The sequence below is a fragment of the Flavobacterium geliluteum genome (assembly GCF_017948595.1).
Lineage (GTDB): Bacteria > Bacteroidota > Bacteroidia > Flavobacteriales > Flavobacteriaceae > Flavobacterium > Flavobacterium flavipigmentatum.
The window spans coordinates 82,983-107,734 of the sequence record NZ_JAGFBV010000005.1 but is presented as its reverse complement, the minus strand read 5'-3'; the positions used below and the strand labels follow the sequence as shown (position 1 = coordinate 107,734).

The window sequence follows — 24,752 nt, the reverse complement described above, 5'->3', positions numbered from 1 at the left end:
TTTTCTTAGCCAAATGCTGTATTCGCCTCGGGTGTAGTTAGTTGTGTGTGCTTCGTTTTAACGAGGTGCAAATTTAGAAAATTTATTGGACACTGAAAGGAAAATTTTAAGTATTTTTAGTAGCACATTTAATTTTATTTTTTACATTTGCACCGTGTTAAAGGAATAAGCACAATTATGACATCATAATTACTTATTCTATTGCGTTAAAATAATTGAATTTTTGATTATTTTTTCGTCTGCTAAGCCCGGATGGCGGAATTGGTAGACGCGCTGGTCTCAAACACCTGTGGGAAACCGTGCCGGTTCGACTCCGGCTCCGGGTACAAAAACCTCTTCTTTCGAAGAGGTTTTTTTGGTTTTAAGACATTCTTACACCTTAAATCAATCCTTTGGTTTATGGATATGAGGCTTTAAATCAGGATGCTTTGGCTGATTTGGCGGATTAACTCGTCTTCTCTCATCTGGTTTTCCATCTGGTTTGTTAGGTTTTGGACCTGGTTTAATTGCTTGAATTTTTTCCATAATAAAAATTTTAAAGTTAATAAACAGAACTTACTTATATAAGTTCATTGTAATAAAAACAAATAACAGCGAAAAAACTTTTGTCGTATTACGGAAATCCATAAACTAGCTATAAGTCAATTTTAAAAACAATGGAATAATGAATCAAGTTTATTTCAATCACATCTGAAAAACATTAGATCATTAAGAAACAATTATTTATAAATCTTGTTTTTAATTTTCAAAGCAGTATATCTTTTTAAAATTAAATCATAATTTTCATTAATATCAATTACCGGTATCGTTTTTCTGTTTTTAATTTCATCATAGTCTGAATATTTTGGATTATATTTTAGAAACTCTTCTACTTTATATTCCCTTTCTTGAAGCATCTCACGATTAACTTTTATTCTGACAATTATACTATTTAAAGAGTCAATTGACAAACCATTTATCTTTGATTCATCTAAAATACTTATCAAACTGTCATAATCTCTATTTATTTTTATAAAACCATCTAAATCATTTAGAGCAATTGACACATTAGATGGTAATTCTTTTTTTGCACATGACGCAAAAATAATAAACAATATTAACAATGTTTTTTTCATTTTGTTTTTATTAAAATTTATAATTATCAAATCTACTCTTTTTAGGTTTTTCGTATTTACTGTTATCCATAATTTACATTGTAGAAACCTCACAACTCGCCTCATGCAAAACAGGGAAATTGCAAGAATTAGCAATAAAACACAATTGGTTTGCTTTTTTATGCAGTTCGTTTGCTAACTCGATCTGATCGGCAGAGGCAATGGTGACTTTCGGATTTAATTTTACCTCAACAAAACGACCGCTTCCATCTTCCAAAACTTCTAGAGTTGCTTCTGCGTGGTCTGAATATTCGAGAACTTCTATAGCGTTTTGAGAACAGACGTATAAATACGACATCATGTGGCAGGAAACCAAACTGCTCAACAGCAAATCTTCGGGATTATACAATTCCGGATTCCCCTTGAAAGCTTTCGCTGCGGAAACATCTAAAACTGGTTTGCCTTCGATCTTAATTTGATGACTTTTATTATAAAATCTTTTTGTGGAATCTGCTGAATTTTGATTCGAAGTCCAATTTGCTTCTGCTTTAAATAGATGTTTCATTTTTATATTTTGTTTTGCTTTCGCTAATTTAAGACTTTTATAAAGCTGTAAAATAAATTCATCTTGCAAAGTCGCGAAGTCGCAAAATTTAGGCACAAAATTACCTCTTTTCCCAAGTAATTTTATCCAATAAAAAAACCTCGAAAGCAAATGACTTCGAGGTTTTTCAGAGAACTAAAACTAATTATTAAACAAATTTTAAAAAATTATTTTTTTACAGAAAACTTAAAAGTAGTCGTAGTATTGTATTTTTCTCTCGGGTTTAAAACCGTTGTTGGAAAATCTTTTTGGTTAGGAGCGTCTGGAAAATGTTGGGTTTCTAAACAAAAACCCGTTCTGTACGCATACGTTCCTTGGTTGCGCATAGGCAAAGTTCCGTCAAGAAAATTGCCTGAGTAAAACTGAATTCCAGGTTCATCTGTGGTAACTTCCAAAATTCTTCCGCTTGCTGCGTGATAGGCTTTTGCGATAACGGTTTTCCCTTTTGCGGAATTGTTCAGCACCCAGCAATGATCGTATCCTTTGCCTCTTTCTAACTGCTGATTTTTGAATCCGATTTCTTTTCCTACCAATTTTGGTTTTCTAAAATCAAAAGGTGTATTGGCAACATCTTCTAATTTTCCTGTTGGAATTAAAGTCGCATCTACGGGAACAATTTTATCTGCATTTAAAGTTATTTCGTGATCCAGAATTGTTTTAGAAAAATCTGCTGATAAATTGAAATACGAGTGTTGCGTCAAATTTACAACCGTTTTTTTGTCGGTTGTTGCTTCGTATTGTACCGATAATTCGTTATTATTATTTAAAGTATAAGTCACAAAAACCTGCAAATTTCCAGGATAACCTTCTTCTCCGTCTTTAGCCAAATACGATAATTTAAGAGAAGCCGTAGCGCCCGATTTTGCTTCAACCGCTTTCCAAACTACTCTATGAAACCCTTCTGGCCCTCCGTGCAAAGCATTTGGCGCATTATTGATAGCCAAAGAATATTCTTTTCCGTCAAGCGAAAATTTTCCTTTCGCGATTCTATTTCCAAATCGCCCGATCAAAGCTCCAAAAAACGGATTTTCTTTCTCATATTGTTGCAAAGAATTAAATCCGATTACTACATTTTCTGAAACACCTTCTTTGTTCGGCACTTTCAAATCGGTGATAATTCCCCCAAAAGTGATGATATCTACCTCCATCCCGTTTTGGTTTTTCAGCTTATAGCTCTCTATTTTTTCTCCATTTGAAGTGGTTCCATAAGAAGATTTTTCAATTGTAACTGTTGTTTTTTTATCTGAAGAAATTGTGGTATTATCCATTTTTTTATCGCTTTTGCATTGAATAGAAATTATCGCTAGACTCAACAAGCTTATTCTAAAAATATAACGTTTTAATACATTCATAAATTTTTTTTTTAATGTTGTGAGATGTAAAATGTAAGATGTAAATATTAAAAGTAGCACATTTTAATTCAAAATAAAAACCTTTGCCACTTTGAGCCTTTGTCCTTAAAAATTAAAGTCCATGTTGAAACAAATGATAATAAGCTTCATTAGCATTTAATTTATCTTTAAATTCCCTAACCGTTGTTTTTTCGTCAATAACCAGTAATTCTATACCCGCAATATCTGCAAAATCTTCCATATATTCTGTAGTTACAGCCTGACTATATACAGTATGGTGTGCTCCTCCAGCTAGAATCCAGGCAGTTGCCGCAATATCCAAATTTGGTTTACAATCCCACAACACCCTCGCAACTGGCAATTTAGGTAAGTCAGCCATTGGTTTTACAGCTTCAACTTCGTTTACAATCAAACGGAAACGATTTCCCATATCTATCAGCGACACATTAATAGCCTCACCTGCCGGAGCATTAAACACTAATCTTGCAGGATCTTCTTTTCCTCCAATTCCTAACGGATGTACTTCGCAAGAAGGTTTTCCGTCGGCAATAGAAGGACAAATTTCTAACATGTGAGAACCTAAAACATACGCTTTTTGAGGTGTAAAGTGATACGTATAATCTTCCATAAAAGAAGTTCCTCCTTCAAGACCCACATTCATTACTTTTAAAACTCTCACCATTGCGGCGGTTTTCCAATCGCCTTCGCCACCAAAACCATAACCATCTGCCATTAATCTTTGTGTCGCAATTCCGGGTAATTGTTTCCAGGCACCCAGATTTTCAAATGTATCTGTAAAGGCTCCAAAACCTCCTTCTTTAAGAAAAGCGCGTAATCCTAGTTCTATTTTTGCTGCTTCCGCTAAAGAATTTCTTTGCGCTCCGTCTTCTTTTAGAGCATCGGTTAACGTATAAGAAGACTCATAAACGGCCAGTAAATCATTCAATTCTTTAGCTGTAACTTTCTCAATATATTTGGTTACATCCGATGAATCGTATCCGTTTACCGAAACTCCAAAACGTATTTGAGCTTCGACTTTGTCGCCTTCTGTAACGGCAACTTCACGCATATTGTCACCAATACGGGCTACTTTTAGGTTCTGAAGTTCATCCCAACCCAAAGCTACTCTTGTCCAAACACCCAACTTATTTAAAACTCGGGGATCTTCCCAGTGACCCACGACCACTTTACGCTTTTTACGCATTCTAGACATGATAAAACCAAACTCGCGATCTCCGTGAGCCGATTGATTCAGATTCATAAAATCCATATCGATCGTTCCCCACGGAATTTCAGCGTTGTATTGTGTGTGTAAATGGCATAATGGTTTCTTTAAAATACTCAGTCCGCCAATCCACATTTTTGCCGGCGAAAAAGTATGCATCCAGGCAATAATTCCGATGCAATTTTTGGCCGAATTGGCTTCTAAACATAAATTGGTAATCTGTTGAGCTGATTTTAAAGTGTCTTTGTACACCACTTTTACCGGAATCTCCGATGCTCCGTCTAATCCTTTTGCAATTATCTGCGAATGCTCGGCCACTTTTCGCAAGGTTTCTTCACCGTATAATTCCTGGCTTCCTACCACAAACCAAACTTCTTTTTGTGAAATGTCTATCATTTTTGTTGAATCGTTATTTTGTTGAACTGTTTAATCGTTTTTCGTTTGATCTTAAATCTAAAATCAATAATCTTTAATCTAAAATTCCTTACTGTCCGTAATACGAATCTTTTCCGTGTTTACGATTGTAGTGTTTTTTTATAAGGGAATCTTTCAATCTTGGCGCATTAGGGTTTATTTGCAACGTCAGATACGCCATTTCTGCCACAACCTCCAGCACTTTACTGTTATAAACTGCCTTTGCAGCATTTTTACCCCAGGCAAACGGACCGTGATTTCCTATCAGAATCATTTCTACTTCTTCGTAGGAAAGATTTTTTTCTTTGAAACAGTCCAGAATCTGAATTCCGGTGTTGTGTTCGTAATTGCCTTCAATAAGCGAATCTGCCATTGGCGGTGCGCACGGAATATCTGCTGTTAAATGATCGGCGTGCGTCGTGCCAAAAATTGGAATATCACGCTGTGACTGAGCCCACGCTACCGAATATGTTGCGTGTGTATGTGCAACACCGCCTATATTGGGCCAATTTTTATATAAATAAGCATGCGTTTTAGTATCTGATGAAGGACGCAAAGTCCCTTCAATAACGTTATTGTCAAAATCTACAATCACAATATCTTCTGGCGTTAAATCTTCGTAAGGAACACCGCTTGGTTTAATCGCAAAAACGCCATTTTCCCTATCCACCGCACTTACATTTCCGAAAGTATAAACGACAAGATTTAATACATTTAACTGCATATTGGCTTCGTAACATTCTTGTTTTAAATTTTTATAAAGAGAACTCATGCTTTGTAATTTTAATAGTTGGATCTTCAAAAGCACTTAATTGATCGTAAGCAATCAGTAATTTATTATACGCTGCTACTTTGTCTAATTGAGGAAAATATTCTCCGTCAAAATCACTTCCCATTTTTTGACTGGCTTCAATTACGTTCGGATAAATTCCTGCTGCAACTGCCGCGTAAATAGCCGCTCCTAAAGCCGGTGTCTGGTCGGATGCTGCAATTTTGATTGGTTTATTCAGGACATTTGCCAGTGTCTGCATGATAAACGGGGATTTTCGAGCAACACCGCCAATACCAATTACACTATCTATTTTTACACCTTCTTCTTCAAAACGATCGACTATTTTCTTTGCTCCAAAGCAAATCGCATTTACCAAAGCTTTAAAAATATGTGACGCTTTTGTTCCTAACGATAAATTTGAAATAGCACTTTTTAATTCCTGATTGGCATCCGGAGTTCTTCTTCCGTTGATCCAGTCTAAAGCAATAGGAAGACTTTCTGAAACCGGAATTTTCTCTGCTTCCTTTGTTAATTCGACAAGTAACTGATCACTAAATTCTTCTCTTAATTGTTCTTTTTGAGCGTCATTCAAAACAGTCGAAGCTGTTAATAAATGATCTGTTGTCCATAATAATAATTCTTTGTACCAGGCCAATAAATCACCAAAAGCAGATTGTCCTGCTTCTAAACCAATATACCCCGGAATTACTGAACCTTCAACCTGACCACAAATTCCGCGTACAGTTTTGGCGCCTATTTCTTCTTTAGAACCTACCAGAATATCGCAAGTTGATGTTCCCATTACACGAACTAAAGTGTTTTCTCCAATCTTTGCCCCAACTGCTCCCGAGTGTGCATCAAATGTTCCAACAGCGACAACAGTATCGGTCGTAAGTCCTAAACGATCTGCCCATTCTTGGCTCAATTTTCCTGCAACTTGGTCGGATGTATGGGTTTCATCATATAAATTGCCTCGAAGTGTTGCCAAATAAGGATGCAATTTTTGTAAAAATTCTACAGGAGGCAAGCCTTTCCAGTCTTCGTGCCACATGGCTTTATGACCCGCTGCGCAACGGCTTCTTTTGAATGATTTTAGATCTTTATCTTCAATTAATAAATACGTCATTAAATCGCAATGTTCCATCCAAGTGTGGGCTGCGTTTCTGACGGCTTCATCTGCTCGGGCAATGTGCAGGATTTTTGCCCAAAACCATTCTGAAGAGTAAATTCCGCCCACATATTTTGTAACATTTTCACCGTCCCAGCTTACTGCCAATTCGTTAATTTCGTTTGCTTCATTTATCGCAGTGTGATCTTTCCACAGCACCATCATCGCATTGGGATTTTCTTCAAAACCTTTTGTGAGAGCCAATGGAATTCCTTCTTTTGTAACGGGTACTGGCGAAGATCCAGTAGTATCAATACAAATTCCACGTACTTGTGCAGGGTCTATTTTACTCTCTTTTATAATGGTTTCAACGGTACTTTCTAAACCTTCTATATGATCCAGAGGATGCTGGCGAAATTGATTGATCGCTGCGTCACAGTATTGCCTGTTTTTCCATCTCTTGTAATGCGAAACACTTGAAGCCAATTCCTGTCCGTTTTCTGTATCAATCAACATAGCTCTAACAGAATCTGTCCCGTAATCTAATCCGATAACATAATTTTTCATCCTAAATTCAATTTTCTTACTACAAACAAATATAAGAATATTTTTTTAAGTGTGTAAAAAACACTTGTAAAAAATATACTGTAAAACAATTCATTAGGTTGTACAAAAAGTAAATTTTTACTATGGCACTTATTCATTATGGCGTTTATTGCAGGATTATTAGTTAGAAAACACAAATAATACGCCTCCAAATAAACACTACTTTTCTGATGATAATTTTTCGTACGTTTGAATGATTTTTGACAGAAATTTTTATTCAAAGCAGGAAAAAATGCATTTATCAGCTATTGTTTTAAGAAAGAAATAGTGTTTATAGAATGAGAGTTTTGCAAATTTGTAATAATTTTGAAAACCAAATCTTTTTTAGAACAGAATAATAGTCAAAGTGTGAATCAAATTCTCTGTGACTTTGTGTTTTACTTCCAGATAATTTTGAATAGGTGTAAAAACCACCTTACAAAATGATAAAACAAGTCCGGAAGTCCCTATATTTACCTTAATAATTAGAAATATGCTAAATAATTACAGTGCGACAGATAAAGTTTTATTAGCAGTTGATTGCATCATTTTTGGGTTTGACCATGAGGGTCTAAAAATACTTTTGATAAAAAGAGATTTTGAGCCTCAAAAAGGAGAATGGTCGCTCATTGGCGGTTTTTTGAAAAATGATGAAGTTTTAGATCATGCTGCTGCCAGAATCCTGACTACTTATACAGGGTTGCATACTATTTATATGGAGCAGCTCTACACATACAGTGAGATCGATCGCGATCCTTTTGAAAGAACGATTTCGGTTTCGTATTATGCTTTGATTAATATCGAAAATCACAATGCCCAGTTGATAGAAAACTATCATGCCCAATGGTTTAAAATAGCCGATGCACCAAGCCTGATTTTTGACCATAATAAAATGTTAGAGTACGCGATAGGCAGACTACGCTACAAAACATCGATAAAACCAATTGGTTTTGAATTGTTACCGGAAAAATTTACGATGCGCCAATTACTGGAATTATACGAATCGATTTTGAGTAAAGAATTAGACAAAAGAAACTTTATCAGTAAAATAAATTCGATGGGGATTTTGAATAAACTCGATGAAAAAGACATGCAATCTTCTCGAAAAGGTTCTTTTTTATATACTTTCAACAAAGAAAAATACGAAGAAAAATTACTAAACAATTTTGCCTTGAATCTGTAAAAAGATTATAATCTAAAATTGAATTAAAAAATTAACAACCTACTATCGTTCATTTTACCATCATGAATACTACTTTAATACAAACTACAACTGCGTTTTTTGAAAAAGCTTTTGGTTCTACTCCCGAAAAAGTGGTGCTCTCTCCGGGCAGAATCAACATTATAGGAGAACATATCGATTATAATGATGGTTATGTCTTGCCAGCAGCCATTGACAAAGTGATTTGTTTTGCTTTTGAAAAAAATAACACAACAAAATCGAGAATTATTGCAATCGATTTAAACGAAGAGTTTGAAGTAGATCTCACCAAAAAAATCTTGCTGAGCGATGTCGTGTGGACCAATTATATTTTGGGTGTGATCAAACAATTACAGGACAATGGTTTTTTGTTTGAAGGTTTCAACTGTGTTTTTAGTAGCAATATCCCGATTGGTTCTGGTTTATCTTCATCAGCAGCCTTAGAATGTGGGATGATTTTTGGTATTAAAGAAGTTTTTGATCTTACCATAGAAAAAAAAGACATTGCATTATTAGGACAAAAAGCAGAACATTGGGTGGGTGTAAATTGCGGCATCATGGATCAGTTTTCGAGCGTACACGGTCTTGAAAATAAAGTAATCAAACTAGACTGTAATACTTTAGAATTTGAATATCATAATGCAGATTTTAAAGATTATTCGGTGGTTTTATTTGATAGTAATGTAAAACATTCGCTTTTTACTTCTGAATATAACACAAGACGCAATGAATGCGAAGAAGGGTTGTCGATCATCAAAAAACATTTTCCAGAAATAAAAAGTTTTAGAGATTGCAGCGAGGATCAACTTTTGAGTATTAAGGACGAAATGAATACAACAATTTTTAAAAGAATATACTATGTTATAAAAGAAATTAGTCGTGTTAACAGAGCTTGCGAGGCTCTCGACAACGGAAATATAAAACTTTTAGGACAATTGCTTTTTGAGACACATGAGGGTCTCTCTAAAGAATACGAAGTGAGTTGTAATGAGCTGGATATGCTTGTAGATACTGCAAAAGAAGACAATTCGATAATAGGTTCACGTATGATGGGAGGAGGTTTTGGTGGCTGCACAATTAATTTTATTAAAAAAGGTCATGAAAATGATGTAAAAAATAAGTTTTCATTTCATTATTTAAATACATTTGGGATAAATTTAAAATTTTACGATATAAAAATCTCAAACGGAACACAACTTAATACCACTAAAAACTAAAATGAAAAACTTTGACATTAACGAAGATCCTCACAGACGTTATAATCCTTTAATTAATGAATGGGTCTTGGTTTCGCCCCATCGCGCTAAAAGACCCTGGCAAGGACAAAACGAAACTATTTTAACACAAACTTTTCCAAAACACGACGCCAACTGCTACTTATGTCCCGGAAATGAAAGAGCAAATGGAGAAAGCAATCCGAAATACGAAAACACTTTTGTTTTTGATAATGACTTTGCAGCCCTCAAACAAGATGATATCATGTACGAAGACGATATCAAACAAACCTTTTTTAAAGCCAAACCAGAAAGAGGAATTTCAAAAGTAGTTTGCTTTTCGCCAAGACATGATCTTACCATACCAGAAATGTCGCTAGAAGGAATCGAAAATATTATTCGCACCTGGCAGAAAGAATACAATGAACTTGGCGCGATAAAATATATCAATTATGTTCAGATTTTTGAGAATAAAGGGAACATAATGGGCTGCAGCAATCCGCATCCTCATGGGCAAATCTGGGCGCAATCTTCGCTACCAACCCAAATCGAGAAAACACAGCACTGCTTAAAATCATATTATGATAAAAACAAAACGACTCTTTTGCAGGATTATCTTAGAGATGAGCTAAAAAAAGGAGACCGAATTGTAATCGAAAACGATCATTTTGTAGCATTAGTACCATTCTGGGCTATCTGGCCGTACGAAACGATGATTATCAGCAAAAGACATGTTGTAAAAATAACCGATTTTACTGCCGCAGAAGTAACTGCCTATGCTATTATTCTAAGACAATTAACGATAAAATACGATAATCTCTTTAAAACTTCTTTTCCTTATTCTTCTGGAATTCATCAAGCACCAACAGATGGAGGAGAACATCCTGAATGGCATTTTCACATGCATTTTTACCCACCTTTATTACGTTCTTCTACAATAAAAAAGTTTATGGTTGGCTACGAAATGCTTGCTGAAGCTCAACGAGACATTACTGCAGAAAAAAGTGCTGAGGTCTTAAGAGAGCAATCAGATGTGCATTATAAATTAGGGAAAAAATAAGATTTTAAAATAAAAACTAGGTTTCAATCTTAAATTTAACATTAAACAGTTAAATAAACGTAAAAAATACATTTGTTTTTTAATAGATATATAATTTTTTATTTTACATTTGAATTTTACATTTCGTAAAAAAACAAATGAAATAAAACGCATCTACTATTTTATTCAGTTTTAATTATTAAAACTAAGATTTTATAATCTCATTAGTAATAGTAAAAAGCCGAAAATAAAAATAGTAGCTATTAACTTTACAAATACTATTTAACCATGAACCAAAGTCTAGCATTCGCAGATTATGCGGTATTTATTATTTATTTTATCGTAGTTTCTGCCTACGGTTTTACAGTTTATCACAAGCGTAAAAAAGACGAACAAGATGCCAAAGCCTACTTTTTGGCAGAAGGAAATTTAACCTGGTGGGCCATTGGAGCTTCCTTAATTGCTTCCAATATTTCTGCCGAACAATTCATTGGTATGAGTGGCGAAGGTTTCTTTTTAGGAATCGCCGTAGCTGCTTACGAATGGCTGGCCGCCGTGGCTTTGATCATAGTAGCCATTTGGTTTATTCCTGTTTATCTTAAGAATAAGATTTACACAATGCCCCAATTCTTAAAAACACGTTACAACGAATCGACTGCCCTAATCATGGCTGTTTTTTGGTTGTTTTTGTATGTTTTTGTCAACCTGACCTCTATTTTATATTTAGGAGCCGTAGCCATTAATGGTCTTGCAGGCGGAGAATACCTGCATGTTATTATGTTAGGATTGGCCCTGTTTGCACTATTTATTTCTTTAGGAGGAATGAAAGTAGTTGCTTATACCGATGTGATTCAGGTAGCTGTTTTGATCATTGGTGGCTTAGTAACATCGTATATCGCATTAACAACTGTTGGACAATATTTTGGTGTTGGCGAAAATGCCATCGCAGGTTTTAAAGTATTAATGAGAGAAGCTCCGGAGCATTTTAAAATGATTATCCCAAAACCAAATGCAAATTCATCCCAACTTGATATCGATAAGTATCTGACTTTTCCCGGCCTGATGTCTTACCTCGCCGGTATCTGGATCATCAACCTAAATTATTGGGGATGCAACCAATATATTACGCAAAGAGCACTTGGTGCTGATCTGCAAACCGCGCGTACCGGTATTTTGTTTGCAGGTGTTCTAAAATTATTAATGCCGCTTATCGTAATGTTGCCGGGTATTGCCGCTTATGTTTTGTATCAAAACGGTCATTTACCTCAACTTGTTGGAGGAAAAGACGGTGCTTATTCTGCTGTTCTGACTTTCCTACCAACAGGATTAAAAGGACTTTCGGTTGCAGCATTGACCGCTGCGATTGTGGCTTCGCTTGCGGGCAAAGTAAACAGCATCTCGACTATTTATACTTTAGATATTCATAAAAAATACATCCAGAAAGAAGCTGGCGAAAAACAACAGGTAAATATTGGCAGAATTGCGGTTTTTGCCGCAATGCTTTTGGCGGTACTATTTACATGGAATGATATTCTGGGAATTGGAGGCGTGGGAGGATTTACTTATATTCAAAAATATACGGGATTTATTAGTCCTGGAGTTTTTGCCATGTTTATTCTCGGAATGTTCTGGAAAAGAACTACAGGAGCCGCAGCAATTGTGGGTGTAATTTTAGGATTTGTTTTGTCTGTTATCTTCAATGAATATGCCCCTATGTTATTTGGTAACGAAACTCTTTTATATACAGCGTATCCTAACGGAAAAGGCGCTTACGAAATTCCGTTTCATATCTGTATGGGATTATCCTTCTTGTTTACAACTTTGACAATGGTGGCAATAAGTTTTGCAGGACCAAAAATCAATCCTAAAGCTTTTGAGTCTGAACCGGGAATGTTTGCCGTAAAACCACAAACCACCGTTTTGAGTGTAATAATTTTACTGATTGTCATCGCTTTATATGTAAAATTCTGGTAGTGTAAATACATTAAATTTTATATTTTTTTGAATACAGAAAAGGGGCTCAACATGCCCTTTTTTTTGTAACAAATTGTTTTGTGTTGTTTTTTTAACAAAAAAATATTTATATTTGGTCTATAACCCAAAAACAATTTTATGAAAAAATTAGTACTCTCATTGTTCCTTATCTCATGCACTTCATTTGCCCAAGACATTGAAGTTGTAAAAGGAAATTTCGATTTTTTAAAAGATCAAAAAGAAATTAATGTAGAATTTGATTACAGTAATTTTACCCTTTTAAAGGATAAAAAAACGGAAGCTCAATATGTAGCAGAAAGAACAGCAGACTTAAACGAAAAATCCAAAGGAAATGGCGACATCTGGAGTAAAAAATGGAGTTCATCTAAAGAATTTATCTGGAATCCCAAATTTTTAGAACTCGTAAATGTTGTATTAAACAAAGAAAAGAAAGATGTTACTTTTCAGGAAAAACTAACAACTCCTTATACTTTGATCGTACAAACCGTTTGGATCTATCCAGGTTGGGATGTTGCTATGATGAAACAACCAGCAAAAGTGACCACCAACTTAAAATTTGTCGAGACTGCTAATAAATCAAATGTATTGTTAGAAATTTCCAGCGAGGAAGCTCCTGGAGATCAATGGGGAAGCAACTTTAGCAATGAGTCCAGAATCGGTGAAGGGTATGCTAAAACCGGTAAATCTTTAGCAAAATTACTTTTGAAAAAAGCTTATAAATAATACTATCATAAAAAGAAATCCCTAATTAATTAGGGATTTCTGCTTTTTTTTCTTTCTCACTATTAAGAAGATACGCCATGTTTTTTATCACATTGTCGTGTTTCTTTACAAAAGGATTTTCCTCGTTCCAGACATAACCCGCCAATACTGCGCATATTTTTTCTTTTACGTCTAAATTTTCAGGACGATGAAAAAATAAGGTTTGCAAATTACCCGTATACCATTCTTTCACGTAAGTGGTAAAAACACCAATACCGCGTTTCATATATCCTGTAAATTCGGTTTCCCAATCTACTGCAATTCCTTGCGATTCTTTGAGGTATAATTTGGCTGCCAACATTCCTGATTCTGTAGCAAAAGCAACTCCTGATGAAAAAACCGGATCTAAAAACTCGGAGCTGTTTCCTGTTAAGGCAAAACCATCACCATACATTTTTTTCACAGAACGTGAATAATTTTCTAACTTAACGGGCTCGAATAAAAATTCTGTCCCTTCAAATCTTTTGATGTAATAATCAGAAAGCTGAATGGCATTTCGCACCGCTTCGGCGTTGTCTTTATTTTTAGAAAGTGAGTTGATAAAATCTGTTGGTCCCACAACTCCTAAACTAGTATTGCCGTTTGAGAAAGGAATTACCCATAACCAAACTTCGGTTTCCAGAATATCAAAAGAAATCATGGTTCCTTCTTCACCTTCCGGCCTGTTAATATCTTTTACGTGTGTAAATATCGAAGAGTGCGGATCTAATTTTGAAGGAGTGTCCAAATCCAGAAGTCTTGGCAACACACGACCATATCCGCTGGAATCGATAATAAATTTAGCATGGATTTCTTTCAGATTACCGTCTTTGTCTTTTACAATTGTTTTCGAATTTTTTCCTTCAAAAGAAACTTCAAGTACTTCAGATTCAAATTCTAAATCAATTCCTTTTCGAATAACTTCCTGCGCCATAACGTTATCAAAATCGCCTCGAGGCACTTGCCACGTCCAATCCCAACCTTCTCCAAATTTTTTACTAAAATCAAAAACACAGATTTCTTCGCCTCTAATAAAACGAGCTCCAAGCTTTTTTTCGAAGTTCATAGCATCCAAACTTTCAAAAAGTTGTGCTTCTGCGAAATGATCCATCACTCTGGGAATAAGACTTTCTCCCACTACCAGTCTGGGAAATTTCGTTTTTTCGACTACTTTTATTTTTGCTCCGTTCAAATGAAGGTACGATGCCGAAACACATCCTGAGGGACCTGCTCCAATTATTAAAACATCTACAAACTCCTTTATCATATACTAAAAATGTTATTGATTATTACTTACATTTGCCATCATCAAAATAACTACATTTATTTTGATAAATAAAATTAAATTAGCCCAACCAAAAACAGTTTAATGAGCACAATTAATGAATATTTAAGTTTAGCCGAATTTGAGGCTATTATTTTCGGGGAAAACAAAGTAACCATCAGTGATGCAGTACTTAATCGAGTAAATGAAAGTTTTGATTTCTTGAAAGAATTTTCAGGGAATAAAGTAATCTACGGAGTAAATACCGGTTTCGGACCGATGGCTCAATATAGAATTAAGGAGTCTGATCAAATTCAATTACAGTATAATTTAATCAGAAGCCATGCTTCTGGAACAGGGAAACCTTTAAGTCCTGTTTTTGCAAAAGCTGCAATTTTGGCTCGTTTAAACACACTTTCATTGGGTAACTCAGGTGTTCACCCTTCTGTTATTCACTTGATGGCTGAACTTATTAACAGAGATATTACGCCTTTAATTTTTGAGCACGGTGGTGTAGGCGCCAGTGGAGATTTGGTACAATTGTCACATTTGGCTTTGGTTTTAATTGGTGAAGGCGAAGTTTTTTATAAAGGTGAAAGAAGACCAACCCCAGAGGTTTTTGAAATTGAAGGGTTACAACCTATTCAGGTAGAAATTAGAGAAGGTTTGGCTTTAATGAACGGAACTTCGGTAATGACAGGAATTGGAGTTGTAAACGTACATCAAGCTACCAAATTACTAGATTGGTCAGTAAAATGTTCTTGCGCCATCAACGAATTGGTGCAGGCTTATGATGACCATTTCTCGGCAGAATTAAACCAAACCAAACGCCACAAAGGGCAACAAGAAGTTGCGGCCAAAATGAGAGCCAACCTTTCAGACAGTACTTTGGTACGTAAAAGAGAAGATCACTTATATTCTGGAGAAAATACAGAGAAAATTTTCAAAGAAAAAGTACAAGAATATTATTCTATTCGTTGTGTGCCTCAAATTTTAGGACCCGTTTTAGAAACCATCAATAATGTAGCTTCTATTCTGGAAGACGAATTTAACTCGGCAAACGACAATCCTATTATAGATGTAAAAAACAAACACGTTTATCACGGAGGGAATTTCCACGGCGATTATATTTCATTAGAAATGGATAAACTTAAAATTGTTATTACAAAATTGACAATGTTGGCTGAACGTCAATTGAATTATTTATTGAATGCAAAAATCAACGAAATTTTACCTCCATTCGTAAACTTAGGAACACTAGGATTCAATTTCGGGATGCAGGGCGTTCAGTTTACGGCAACTTCTACAACTGCAGAAAGCCAGATGTTATCTAACCCAATGTATGTACACAGTATCCCGAACAACAATGACAATCAAGACATTGTAAGCATGGGAACAAATGCTGCTGTAATTACTTCTAAAGTAATCGAAAATGCTTTTGAAGTTTTGAGTATCGAAATGATCACCATCGTTCAAGCCATTGATTATTTGGAACAAAAAGATAAAATTTCATCTGTTACCAAAAAATGGTACGACGATGTTCGCAATATCATCCCGGTATTTACAGAAGATCAAGTAATGTATCCATTCGTGCAAAACGTAAAAGATTATTTGATCAACAGTTAAATTTTAATAGCTAACCCTAATTTACAACATCATGAAAAAAGTATTTATTTTACTCCTATTATGTATTCAATTTGGCAATGCTCAAAGTCCGGCCGTAGCTTTGGTTAAAAAAGACGGGAAATTTGGTTACATTACAAAAGAAGGGAAATTTAGTATTGAACCGAAATTTAACGTGGCTAAAAACTTTTCTGAAGGCTTAGCAGCGGTTGAAGAAAACGGAAAATGGGGTTTTATTGATAGTAAAGGAAGTTTGGTAATTCCGGCGACTTTTGATGAGGTAAAATATTTTAATAGTGGTTATTGTGTCGTTCTGAAAGACAAAAAATGGCAGTATATCAATAAAAAAGGAGAGACCGTATCTTCGCCAAATTCAGATAAAATTTTTGATTTTGAAGATGGAGTCGCTTTTATCAGACAAAATAATAAAGTTGGATTGATTAATACCAAAATGACCATTATACTGGAACCGAAATACGACGTCATCAAATCTTTTGAGAATGGTTTTGCTCGAGTTAAGAATAATGAAAGATGGGGAATTATTGATAAAACAGGCAAAGCGGTGGTTGAAATCATTTATGATGAAATAGGAAATTATTTTAAAAACACCACATGGGCAAAAAATGGAAGTGCTTTTGGCCTTGTAATTGCAGGAAAGTTTAAAGCCATTGATGGTGTAGATAAAATATGGGATTTTCTTTCTCAAGACCTTACTTATGCTCGTAAAAATGATAAAATCGGATTTATTGACCTAAAAGGAAACTGGGTAATAGAACCAAAATTTGATAAAGCTCGTGCTTTTGTAAAAAATTTAGCTCCTGTTTATGTCGGAAAAAAATGGGGCTACATTAATACAAAAGGTACCCTTGTCATTGAACCAATTTTTGAGGATGCCGAAGTTTTTAGCAAAGAAGGACTGGCTCCCGTAAAAGATAAAAAATGGGGCTTTATCAATGAAGCCGGAAAATTAGTGATTCCGCAACAATATGATATCACTGCCGGAGGGATTTTTGCATTGTTCAAAGACGACGAAAAAGGCTTTGTAGATGGATTTGCCAGAGTAAAAAACGAAAAAAAATGGGGTTTTCTGAAACCTAACGGTGAAGTACTGGGAGAATGGTTTCAAAATGCTGAGCCTTTTCAAAAATAATAAAAAACAAATATAATCTGAATATGAAATGTGTATTAGTAACGGGTGGTTCAAGAGGAATTGGAAGTGCTATTTGTAAAAAATTAGCAGTAGAATCTAATTATCATATTCTGATCAATTACCATTCGAATAAAACAGCTGCAGAAGAAACACTTCAGGAAATCATAAAATTAGGCGCTACCGGAGAAATTTTAGGTTTTGATGTTGCTAGTTTTGAAGAGGTGAATACTAGATTGACCCAATGGCAAGAAGCCAATCCGGAGGCAATTGTAGAAGCAATTGTAAATAACGCCGGAATTACAAAAGACGGTCTTTTTATGTGGATGACTCCAGAAGACTGGAACGGTGTAATCAATACGAGTGTGAATGGTTTTTTTAATGTAACGCAGTTTTTTATTCAAAAAATGCTACGCAATAAATATGGCCGAATTGTAAATATAGTCTCTGTTTCTGGTGTAAAAGGAACTGCTGGACAAACTAATTATTCAGCCGCAAAAGGAGCTATAGTGGCCGCAACAAAAGCCTTGGCTCAAGAAGTTGCGAAAAGAAACATTACAGTAAATGCAGTAGCTCCAGGGTTTATCAGAACAGATATGACCAGCGATTTAGACGAAAAAGAATTACTAAAACTAATTCCTGTAAATCGTTTTGGCGAAGCTGAAGAGGTAGCCGATTTGGTAAGTTTTTTAATTTCGAAAAAATCAAGCTATATTACAGGCGAAATTATCAATATAAACGGAGGAATTTATTCATAAAATTACTTTAAAAGACAATGAACAGGAGAGTTGTTATTACTGGAATGGGAATTTATTCCTGTATCGGAACGTCGCTGGAGGAAGTGAAAGAATCATTATATCATGGAAAATCGGGAATCCATTTTGATGCCGAAAGAAAAGAATTTGGCTTTCAATCTGCCTTAACAGGTAGGGTTCCGAAACCTGATTTAAAAAACTTACTTTCTCGCAGACAACGCATGAGTATTGGTGAAGAGACCGAATATGCTTATATGGCGACTATTCAGGCTCTTGAAAATGCAAAAATTGATGATGCTTTTTTTGATCATCGCGAAGTTGGAATTATGTATGGCAATGACAGCGTTTCAAGAGCTATTATTGAGACAATAGATATTGTTCGTGAAAAAAAAGACACCGCACTAATTGGTTCTGGTGCCATTTTTAAGTCGATGAACTCTACCGTAACGATGAATCTTTCTACCATTTTCAAACTAAGAGGAATCAATCTTACCGTAAGTGCTGCCTGTGCGAGTGGCTCACATTCTATTGGTTTGGCTTATTTTTTAATAAAAAGTGGTTTTCAGGACATTATTATATGTGGCGGATCGCAGGAAATCAATAAATATGCCATGTGCAGTTTTGATGGTCTGGGCGTTTTTTCTCCACGAGAAGACGAACCCACAAAAGCCTCAAGACCTTTTGATTCAAGTCGTGACGGACTTGTTCCAAGCGGTGGTGGCGCAACTTTAATATTAGAAAGTTATGAATCGGCAATAGCACGAGGCGCTACTATTATTGCAGAGGTTTCAGGTTACGGTTTCTCTTCCAACGGAGGACATATTTCGACTCCAAATGTAGAAGGCCCCGCAACTGCCATGCAAAGAGCGCTCGATGATGCACAACTAAAAGCGACCGACATAGAATATATAAATGCTCATGCCACCTCAACTCCGCTTGGAGATGATAATGAAGCAAAAGCTATTTTTGAAGTTTTTGGAGAGAAAAATCCTTATGTAAGCTCTACCAAATCAATGACGGGTCACGAATGTTGGATGGCCGGAGCAAGCGAAATTATCTACTCTATCCTAATGATGCAGCACGATTTTATCGCACCCAACATTAATTTAGAAAATCCTGATGAAGATGCCGCAAAATTAAATTTAGTTAAAACTACGTTAAACAAAAAATTTGATATATTTTTGTCGAACTCCTTCGGGTTTGGAGGAACCAACTCTGCGTTGGTAGTTAAAAAGTTTAAATTGAGTGATGAATAAAGAAGAGATTATACAAAAAATTAATGGCTTTTTGGTTGAAGAATTTGAAGTGGATCAAGACGACATTGAACCAGATGCTAACCTAAAGGAAACTCTGGGACTAGATAGTCTTGACTATGTAGATTTGGTGGTTTCTATAGAATCTAATTTTGGCGTAAAACTGGTAGAAGCCGATTTTTTAGAGGTTGCTTCTTTTAAAAGTTTCTACGACCTTATTGAAGCTAAACTTAAAGCCAAAGCAGTTTAATGAGCAAATGGGATGGAAAATCAAAAGGAACCGTTCTAGGCTATAGAATATTCGTTTTTTTGATACAAAAGGTGGGTGTTACATCCGCCTATTTTTTGTTATATTTTGTAGCATCGTATTATTTTCTTTTTCTCAAAAAAAGCAATCGAGCCATTTTTTATTATTTTAAAGAAAGGCTTGGGTTTTCATATCTTAAATCCAAAAAAATGGTGTTTAAAAGTTACTACACTTTTGGACAGACTATTATTGACAAAATTTCTATTTCGGCAGGAATGCGAAATAAATTTACCTACGAGTTTGACGGAATTGAGATTCTAAAAAAACTTTTGGCAGAAAAAAAAGGTGGTGTACTTATAAGTGCGCACATGGGAAATTTTGAAATTGCTGAACATTTTTTAGGCGAAATTGATCTTGACTTTCAGATCAACTTGGTCACTACAGATTTAGAACATTCGGCAATTAAGAATTATCTTGAAAGTATTGCCAAAAAACCAACTGTAAAATTTATCATCATTCGGGAAGATTTGTCGCATATTTTTGAGATCAATGCGGCTTTGTCAAACAACGAACTGATTTGCTTTACCGGCGACCGGTATTTTGAAGGAACCAAATCACTAACCGACAGCATTCTGGGCGAAGAAGCTCATTTTCCAGCGGGGCCATTCTTGATTGCGTCGCGATTAAAAGTACCTGTAGTTTTTGTTTATGTAATGAAAGAGCCAAAACTACATTACCATTTGTATGCCAGAGAAGCCACTGTAAAACACCGTGACGAAAAAGCATTGCTAAAAGAATATATAAAAAGTGTCGAAAGCATTGTTCAAAAATATCCGCTTCAATGGTTTAATTATTTTGATTTTTGGAATAAACTATAGAGAATAATCGCGATTAAAAAACACAATCCTAAATATTCTTTTTAAACTTTAGCAATCATAAAAACAAGCATGAAAGAGTTCGATTCGATTATTATAGGTTCAGGAGTTGGTGGCTTAGCTACAGCCATTTGTTTAGCAAAAGCAGGACAAAAAGTATTGGTTCTGGAACAGCATTATGTACCTGGCGGCTGGAGTCATAGTTTTACCTTAAACGGACAGCGTTTTAGTCCGGGTGTACACTATGTTGGTCTTGTAGAAGAAGGTCAATCTACTCATGGCCTCTATTCGGCACTCGGGATTGCCAATGATTTGGTTTTCTTCCGTATGAATAAAGAGGCTTACGAACATTGTTTAATTGGCAATCAAACTTTTGATTTGCCCGCTGGACTTGAAAACTTAAAAGACCAACTTTGCCATTATTTTCCAAAAGAAGAAAAAAATATTCGTGAATACCTTTCGCTAGTTCAAAAAGTAAACGAAGAATTACAGTTAATACCAAAACTAAAAGGTCTCTGGCAAAAATTAACCGTTCCGTTTCGAACGAAACATTTTGGAAAATTTGCTTTATTTCCTCTCAAAAAAGTAATCGGTTGGCATATTAAAGACGCTACGCTAAAATCGGTTCTTAATATACAATGTGGCGATCACGGACTACCGCCAAAAAGAGCTTGCTTTCCTGTGCATTGTTCTGTAATGGGACACTATTTTAACGGTGGTTTTTATCCGATGGGCGGCGGTGGCGGTATCATAAAAGCGATGACCAATGGCGTTAAAAAACACGGAGGAGAAATTCGCGTGAAGCAAAATGTAGCAAAAATTCTTATTGAAAATAAAAAAGCCGTTGGCGTACAATTGAAAGACGGACAGCAAATTTTTGCCAAAAACATCATTTCAAATGCAGATCCTTCTATCACCTACCTCAACCTGGTTGGTAAAGAACATTTGAGCAATTCACTTATCAAAAAACTAAAAAACACAAAATATTCTGTTACATCGCTCATTCTTTTTTTGACATTGGATATGGATGTAACCCTTTACGGAATTGATTCTGGAAACATCTGGATGATGAAAGACGAAAACGACGATGCCAATTTTGAGGATTTAATGAGCAACACTATCGCCGAAGGTGATTCGTTTCCTGCCTTATTCATGAGCTGTACAACACTCAAAGATCCTCCGAGTTTTAATGGTCGCTATCATAATTTTGAAATTGTAACGTATGTCAACTACGACCATATTCCAAATTGCGATGGTTCGGATGATTATCACAGTGAAGAGTACATGATCTTTAAAGAAAAAGTCATCGAAAAACTGATGAACAATGTCGAAAAAGTAATTCCGAATGCTAAAAAACATATCATTCAGGCTGAATTAGGAACTCCAAAAACAAACGAATTCTACATCAATTCATCAAACGGAAATGTGTACGGAACCGAAAAAACATTAAATCAGGTGGGGCCTTTTGCCTTTAAAAATAAATCAGAAATCGAAAACTTATTTCTTTGCGGCGCTAGCACACTTTCGCATGGCGTAACAGGAGCTTCTTTTTCAGGAGTATCGGCTGCAGCGGCAATTTTAGATTGTCATATTGATGATTTGCTGGTAGCAAATCCTGATCAAAAAATCCGAATTTACGATGCTGAAGACCCAGCTACATGGCCAGAATGGGTACACGTTAAACGTTCGGACAAAATGCGAAAATTCGTTTAAAAAAAACGCTATTTTTGTCACCACCAAAACCAACCAACCAAAGATGAAAAATGTTCTCGTAATTTATTACTCTCAATCTGGGCAACTGGAATCGATTGCAAGAAATATTGCAAAACCATTCTTGGATTCAGATGATATACAAGTAACTTTTCTCGACATCAAATTAGAGAAGCCTTTTCCGTTTCCCTGGAACAAAAATGCTTTTTTTGATGCTTTTCCTGAATCGTTTAAGCAAATTCCAACAACATTGCAACCCGTTTCAGAAAGTATTGTAAACACAAAATACGACCTGATTCTTTTGCATTATCAGGTTTGGTATTTGTCGCCTTCGATTCCTGTTAATTCATTTCTAAAAAGTTCCGAAGCAAAAAAAATGCTTCAAAATACACCGGTTGTTACCATTAGTGGTTCCCGAAATATGTGGATTATGGCACAGGAAAAAATAAAAGTTTTGCTAAAAGAAGCCAATGCAAAACTGATTGGAAATGTAGCTTTGGTAGATCGAGTAGGAAATCTCATAAGTGTTATTACTATTGTCGAATGGATGTTTTCTGGTGTTAAGAAAAAATATCTTGGTATTTTTCCTTTGCCCGGTGTTTCAGAGAAAGACATTCAGGAATCTGATAAATTTGGAGCCGTTATTTTTAAACATTTCAATCAAAATAATTATACCGATTTGCAAACCGAATTGCTAGCTATTGATGCTGTTCGCATAAGTCCTTATCTGGTAACAGTTGACAAAACAGCTAACAAAATTTTTGATAAATGGTCAAATTTGATTTATAAAAATCAAAAAAACAGAAAAACACTCCTAAAAGTATTTAATGTTTATTTATTCCTTGCAATATGGTTAATCTCACCAATAGTGTATATATTGCACCTCATTACCTATCCATTCAAATTAAAAACAATTAAAAAAGAAACTCAATATTATCAAGGGGTTTAAGAAGACGAAATTAGATTATGTTTGAAGTATATATTACCAAAGCCGCAAAATATTTGCCAAATGAAGCTGTTTCTAACGACGAAATGGAAGGCTATTTGGGTCTTATTAATGATGCCGCTTCAAAAGCGAGACGTATTATTTTAAGAAATAATAAAATTGTCAGTCGTTATTATGCTATTGATAAAAACGGAAAAAGCACTCATAGCAATGCCGAATTGACCCAAAATGCTATCGCACAATTATTTGACGAAAATTTTACCAGTCAGGATCTGGAAGTGCTTTCTTGTGGTACCTCGACCCCGGATATTTTCTTGCCTTCACATGCTGCGATGGTACACGGTTTATTAAAAAACAAATCGGTTGAGCTGAATTCTTCTACCGGAGTTTGCTGTGCGGGAATGAATTCTTTAAAATTTGGTTTTCTTTCTGTACGATCAGGAAATTCTAAAAATGCCATCTGTACCGGTTCTGAAAAAGTTTCGACCTGGCTTAACGCTCAAATGTACAACCACGAAGCGGCTAACTTAAAAAGCCTGGAAGAACAGCCTATTATTGCTTTCAAAAAAGATTTTTTACGTTGGATGTTATCTGATGGAGCAGGTGCTTTTTTATTAGAAAATAAACCAAAAGGCCCAATTTCTTTAAAAATAGAATGGATGGAAGCCTTTTCGTATGCCTACGAATTAGAAACTTGTATGTACGCAGGTGGCGAAAAGCAGGAAAATGGCGAGATCAAAGCATGGAGTGATTATGCTCCCGAACAATGGCTAAATGAGTCTGTTTTTGCCATCAAACAAGATGTAAAATTACTGGATCAATTTATTTTATCTAAAGGAGCTGAAAGCATGAAAGACGCCATGGATAAAAATAAAATTACATCAGATCAGGTCGATTATTTTATTCCGCACGTTTCTTCGAACTTCTTTGTTGAAGGTTTAAAGAAAGGATTGCACGAAAAAGGAATCGGAATGACGGATGAAAAATGGTTTATGAATCTTTCTAGAGTTGGAAATGTTGGTTCGGCTTCGATTTATTTGGCTGTTGAAGAATTAATGAATTCAGGAAAATTAAAAAAAGGCGATCACATTCTTTTATCAGTGCCTGAAAGCGGAAGATTCTCTTTTGCCTACGCCTATTTAACGGTTTGCTAATGGAAAAAACATTACTTTTAGAAAAAAATGCTGTCGAAAATCTACTGCCTCAAAAGTTTCCTTTTGTCATGGTAGACAAACTCTATTTATTTACAGAAACTTCTTTAGTTGCTGGTTTAGAGATCAAGGAAGACAATATTTTTTTTGATAATGATACTTTTTTAGAAGCTGGATTAGTAGAACATATGGCACAATCTGTGGCTTTGCATACAGGTTATTGTTTTTTTTTACGAAACGAAAAAGCTCCAACGGGATACATTGGTTCTATCAAAGAAATTGAAATTAAGAAACTGCCAAAAATAAATGACGAGGTTCAATCTACGATTACTATTTTGCAGGAATTTGCCGGAATTACACTGGTAAATATTGTGACAACTTTGAATAATGAAGAAATTGCCAATGGACAAATGAAAACCATTTTGGCAAAATAATAC

The 24,752-nt window shown here is 35.3% G+C and carries 23 protein-coding genes and 1 tRNA gene; 16 read left to right on the top strand and 8 right to left on the bottom strand.

Annotated elements, in window-relative coordinates; translation table 11 throughout:
• Positions 1-246: 246 nt before the first annotated feature.
• Positions 247-326 (top strand) — tRNA-Leu (locus J3495_RS04595).
• A gap of 58 nt (positions 327-384) precedes the next feature.
• On the opposite strand, the gene J3495_RS04590 is transcribed toward J3495_RS04595, so the two are convergent.
• The 7 genes from J3495_RS04590 to J3495_RS04560 all read right to left on the bottom strand — a co-directional run bounded on the left by J3495_RS04590 (position 385) and on the right by J3495_RS04560 (position 7,136).
• A complete protein-coding gene (locus J3495_RS04590) occupies positions 385-525 on the bottom strand; it encodes a hypothetical protein (RefSeq protein ID WP_192186437.1) in 141 nt (46 codons plus the stop codon).
• Positions 526-719: 194 nt separating this feature from the next.
• Positions 720-1,115, bottom strand: coding sequence for a hypothetical protein (locus tag J3495_RS04585; protein ID WP_210665395.1), 396 nt, complete (start codon positions 1,113-1,115; stop codon positions 720-722).
• Positions 1,116-1,188: 73 nt separating this feature from the next.
• Positions 1,189-1,659, bottom strand: coding sequence for an OsmC family protein (locus J3495_RS04580; protein WP_210665394.1), 471 nt, complete (start codon positions 1,657-1,659; stop codon positions 1,189-1,191).
• 206 nt (positions 1,660-1,865) lie between these two features.
• Positions 1,866-3,050 (bottom strand): aldose epimerase family protein, encoded by a 1,185-nt coding sequence (locus tag J3495_RS04575; protein ID WP_210665393.1) that lies wholly within the window; start codon positions 3,048-3,050, stop codon positions 1,866-1,868.
• A 112-nt stretch (positions 3,051-3,162) separates the two neighbouring features.
• Positions 3,163-4,671, bottom strand: coding sequence for an L-arabinose isomerase (gene araA, locus J3495_RS04570; RefSeq protein ID WP_210665392.1), 1,509 nt, complete (start codon positions 4,669-4,671; stop codon positions 3,163-3,165).
• Between the two features lie 88 nt (positions 4,672-4,759).
• Positions 4,760-5,461 carry an L-ribulose-5-phosphate 4-epimerase gene (locus J3495_RS04565; protein ID WP_210665391.1) on the bottom strand — a complete coding sequence of 234 codons (702 nt, stop codon included), beginning with the start codon at positions 5,459-5,461 and terminating at the stop codon, positions 4,760-4,762.
• Complete coding sequence (locus tag J3495_RS04560) at positions 5,445-7,136, bottom strand: ribulokinase (protein WP_210665390.1); 1,692 nt, start codon at positions 7,134-7,136, stop codon at positions 5,445-5,447. Before J3495_RS04560 ends, J3495_RS04565 begins: the two co-directional genes overlap by 17 nt.
• A 511-nt stretch (positions 7,137-7,647) precedes the next feature.
• Between J3495_RS04560 and J3495_RS04555 the strand changes: the two genes are divergently transcribed.
• The 5 genes from J3495_RS04555 (at position 7,648) to J3495_RS04535 (ending at position 13,326) form a co-directional block, all read left to right on the top strand.
• The gene (locus J3495_RS04555; RefSeq protein WP_210665389.1) at positions 7,648-8,337 is read left to right on the top strand and encodes an NUDIX hydrolase; all 690 of its coding nucleotides are present in this window, start codon (positions 7,648-7,650) and stop codon (positions 8,335-8,337) included.
• Positions 8,338-8,399: 62 nt separating this feature from the next.
• Positions 8,400-9,572 carry a galactokinase gene (gene galK, locus J3495_RS04550; protein WP_210665388.1) on the top strand — a complete coding sequence of 391 codons (1,173 nt, stop codon included), beginning with the start codon at positions 8,400-8,402 and terminating at the stop codon, positions 9,570-9,572.
• 1 nt (position 9,573) lies between these two features.
• Positions 9,574-10,629, top strand: a complete 1,056-nt coding sequence (locus J3495_RS04545; RefSeq protein ID WP_210665387.1) for a UDP-glucose--hexose-1-phosphate uridylyltransferase — start codon at positions 9,574-9,576, stop codon at positions 10,627-10,629.
• A gap of 267 nt (positions 10,630-10,896) precedes the next feature.
• Entirely contained in the window at positions 10,897-12,582 is a 1,686-nt protein-coding gene (locus J3495_RS04540; protein WP_210665386.1) for a sodium/sugar symporter, read from the top strand.
• Between the two features lie 138 nt (positions 12,583-12,720).
• On the top strand, positions 12,721-13,326 hold the full coding sequence (locus J3495_RS04535; protein ID WP_210665385.1) for a hypothetical protein: 606 nt from the start codon (positions 12,721-12,723) through the stop codon (positions 13,324-13,326).
• Between the two features lie 25 nt (positions 13,327-13,351).
• On the opposite strand, the gene J3495_RS04530 is transcribed toward J3495_RS04535, so the two are convergent.
• Positions 13,352-14,611, bottom strand: a complete 1,260-nt coding sequence (locus J3495_RS04530; protein ID WP_210665384.1) for an NAD(P)/FAD-dependent oxidoreductase — start codon at positions 14,609-14,611, stop codon at positions 13,352-13,354.
• 102 nt (positions 14,612-14,713) lie between these two features.
• On the opposite strand from J3495_RS04530, the gene J3495_RS04525 reads away from it, so the two are divergent.
• The 10 genes from J3495_RS04525 (at position 14,714) to J3495_RS04480 (ending at position 24,749) form a co-directional block, all read left to right on the top strand.
• Positions 14,714-16,234, top strand: a complete 1,521-nt coding sequence (locus J3495_RS04525; protein ID WP_210665383.1) for an HAL/PAL/TAL family ammonia-lyase — start codon at positions 14,714-14,716, stop codon at positions 16,232-16,234.
• A gap of 31 nt (positions 16,235-16,265) precedes the next feature.
• On the top strand, positions 16,266-17,381 hold the full coding sequence (locus tag J3495_RS04520; protein ID WP_210665382.1) for a WG repeat-containing protein: 1,116 nt from the start codon (positions 16,266-16,268) through the stop codon (positions 17,379-17,381).
• Positions 17,382-17,404: 23 nt separating this feature from the next.
• Positions 17,405-18,136 (top strand): 3-oxoacyl-ACP reductase FabG, encoded by a 732-nt coding sequence (fabG, locus tag J3495_RS04515; RefSeq protein WP_210665381.1) that lies wholly within the window; start codon positions 17,405-17,407, stop codon positions 18,134-18,136.
• Between the two features lie 17 nt (positions 18,137-18,153).
• Entirely contained in the window at positions 18,154-19,389 is a 1,236-nt protein-coding gene (locus tag J3495_RS04510; RefSeq protein ID WP_210665380.1) for a beta-ketoacyl-[acyl-carrier-protein] synthase family protein, read from the top strand.
• Positions 19,382-19,636, top strand: a complete 255-nt coding sequence (locus J3495_RS04505; protein WP_210665379.1) for an acyl carrier protein — start codon at positions 19,382-19,384, stop codon at positions 19,634-19,636. The genes J3495_RS04510 and J3495_RS04505 overlap by 8 nt, the downstream gene beginning before the upstream one ends.
• Positions 19,636-20,511, top strand: a complete 876-nt coding sequence (locus J3495_RS04500) for an LpxL/LpxP family acyltransferase (protein WP_210665378.1) — start codon at positions 19,636-19,638, stop codon at positions 20,509-20,511. Before J3495_RS04505 ends, J3495_RS04500 begins: the two co-directional genes overlap by 1 nt.
• 69 nt (positions 20,512-20,580) lie before the next feature.
• Entirely contained in the window at positions 20,581-22,221 is a 1,641-nt protein-coding gene (locus tag J3495_RS04495; protein WP_210665377.1) for a phytoene desaturase family protein, read from the top strand.
• A gap of 43 nt (positions 22,222-22,264) precedes the next feature.
• On the top strand, positions 22,265-23,167 hold the full coding sequence (locus tag J3495_RS04490) for a dialkylrecorsinol condensing enzyme DarA (RefSeq protein ID WP_210665376.1): 903 nt from the start codon (positions 22,265-22,267) through the stop codon (positions 23,165-23,167).
• Positions 23,168-23,184: 17 nt separating this feature from the next.
• Positions 23,185-24,318 carry a beta-ketoacyl-ACP synthase III gene (locus tag J3495_RS04485; RefSeq protein WP_210665375.1) on the top strand — a complete coding sequence of 378 codons (1,134 nt, stop codon included), beginning with the start codon at positions 23,185-23,187 and terminating at the stop codon, positions 24,316-24,318.
• Positions 24,318-24,749 carry a hypothetical protein gene (locus J3495_RS04480; RefSeq protein ID WP_210665374.1) on the top strand — a complete coding sequence of 144 codons (432 nt, stop codon included), beginning with the start codon at positions 24,318-24,320 and terminating at the stop codon, positions 24,747-24,749. Before J3495_RS04485 ends, J3495_RS04480 begins: the two co-directional genes overlap by 1 nt.
• Positions 24,750-24,752 lie beyond the last annotated feature (3 nt).

Excerpts from the sequence above, each read along its gene's own strand:
- J3495_RS04590 (WP_192186437.1), bottom strand. The coding sequence starts at position 525 with ATGGAAAAAATTCAAGCAATTAAACCAGGTCCAAAACCTAACAAACCA.
- J3495_RS04585 (WP_210665395.1), bottom strand. The coding sequence starts at position 1,115 with ATGAAAAAAACATTGTTAATATTGTTTATTATTTTTGCGTCATGTGCA.
- J3495_RS04580 (WP_210665394.1), bottom strand. The coding sequence starts at position 1,659 with ATGAAACATCTATTTAAAGCAGAAGCAAATTGGACTTCGAATCAAAAT.
- J3495_RS04575 (WP_210665393.1), bottom strand. The coding sequence starts at position 3,050 with ATGAATGTATTAAAACGTTATATTTTTAGAATAAGCTTGTTGAGTCTA.
- araA (WP_210665392.1), bottom strand. The coding sequence starts at position 4,671 with ATGATAGACATTTCACAAAAAGAAGTTTGGTTTGTGGTAGGAAGCCAG.
- J3495_RS04565 (WP_210665391.1), bottom strand. The coding sequence starts at position 5,461 with ATGAGTTCTCTTTATAAAAATTTAAAACAAGAATGTTACGAAGCCAAT.
- J3495_RS04560 (WP_210665390.1), bottom strand. The coding sequence starts at position 7,136 with ATGAAAAATTATGTTATCGGATTAGATTACGGGACAGATTCTGTTAGA.
- J3495_RS04555 (WP_210665389.1), top strand. The coding sequence starts at position 7,648 with ATGCTAAATAATTACAGTGCGACAGATAAAGTTTTATTAGCAGTTGAT.
- galK (WP_210665388.1), top strand. The coding sequence starts at position 8,400 with ATGAATACTACTTTAATACAAACTACAACTGCGTTTTTTGAAAAAGCT.
- J3495_RS04545 (WP_210665387.1), top strand. The coding sequence starts at position 9,574 with ATGAAAAACTTTGACATTAACGAAGATCCTCACAGACGTTATAATCCT.
- J3495_RS04540 (WP_210665386.1), top strand. The coding sequence starts at position 10,897 with ATGAACCAAAGTCTAGCATTCGCAGATTATGCGGTATTTATTATTTAT.
- J3495_RS04535 (WP_210665385.1), top strand. The coding sequence starts at position 12,721 with ATGAAAAAATTAGTACTCTCATTGTTCCTTATCTCATGCACTTCATTT.
- J3495_RS04530 (WP_210665384.1), bottom strand. The coding sequence starts at position 14,611 with ATGATAAAGGAGTTTGTAGATGTTTTAATAATTGGAGCAGGTCCCTCA.
- J3495_RS04525 (WP_210665383.1), top strand. The coding sequence starts at position 14,714 with ATGAGCACAATTAATGAATATTTAAGTTTAGCCGAATTTGAGGCTATT.
- J3495_RS04520 (WP_210665382.1), top strand. The coding sequence starts at position 16,266 with ATGAAAAAAGTATTTATTTTACTCCTATTATGTATTCAATTTGGCAAT.
- fabG (WP_210665381.1), top strand. The coding sequence starts at position 17,405 with ATGAAATGTGTATTAGTAACGGGTGGTTCAAGAGGAATTGGAAGTGCT.
- J3495_RS04510 (WP_210665380.1), top strand. The coding sequence starts at position 18,154 with ATGAACAGGAGAGTTGTTATTACTGGAATGGGAATTTATTCCTGTATC.
- J3495_RS04505 (WP_210665379.1), top strand. The coding sequence starts at position 19,382 with ATGAATAAAGAAGAGATTATACAAAAAATTAATGGCTTTTTGGTTGAA.
- J3495_RS04500 (WP_210665378.1), top strand. The coding sequence starts at position 19,636 with ATGAGCAAATGGGATGGAAAATCAAAAGGAACCGTTCTAGGCTATAGA.
- J3495_RS04495 (WP_210665377.1), top strand. The coding sequence starts at position 20,581 with ATGAAAGAGTTCGATTCGATTATTATAGGTTCAGGAGTTGGTGGCTTA.
- J3495_RS04490 (WP_210665376.1), top strand. The coding sequence starts at position 22,265 with ATGAAAAATGTTCTCGTAATTTATTACTCTCAATCTGGGCAACTGGAA.
- J3495_RS04485 (WP_210665375.1), top strand. The coding sequence starts at position 23,185 with ATGTTTGAAGTATATATTACCAAAGCCGCAAAATATTTGCCAAATGAA.
- J3495_RS04480 (WP_210665374.1), top strand. The coding sequence starts at position 24,318 with ATGGAAAAAACATTACTTTTAGAAAAAAATGCTGTCGAAAATCTACTG.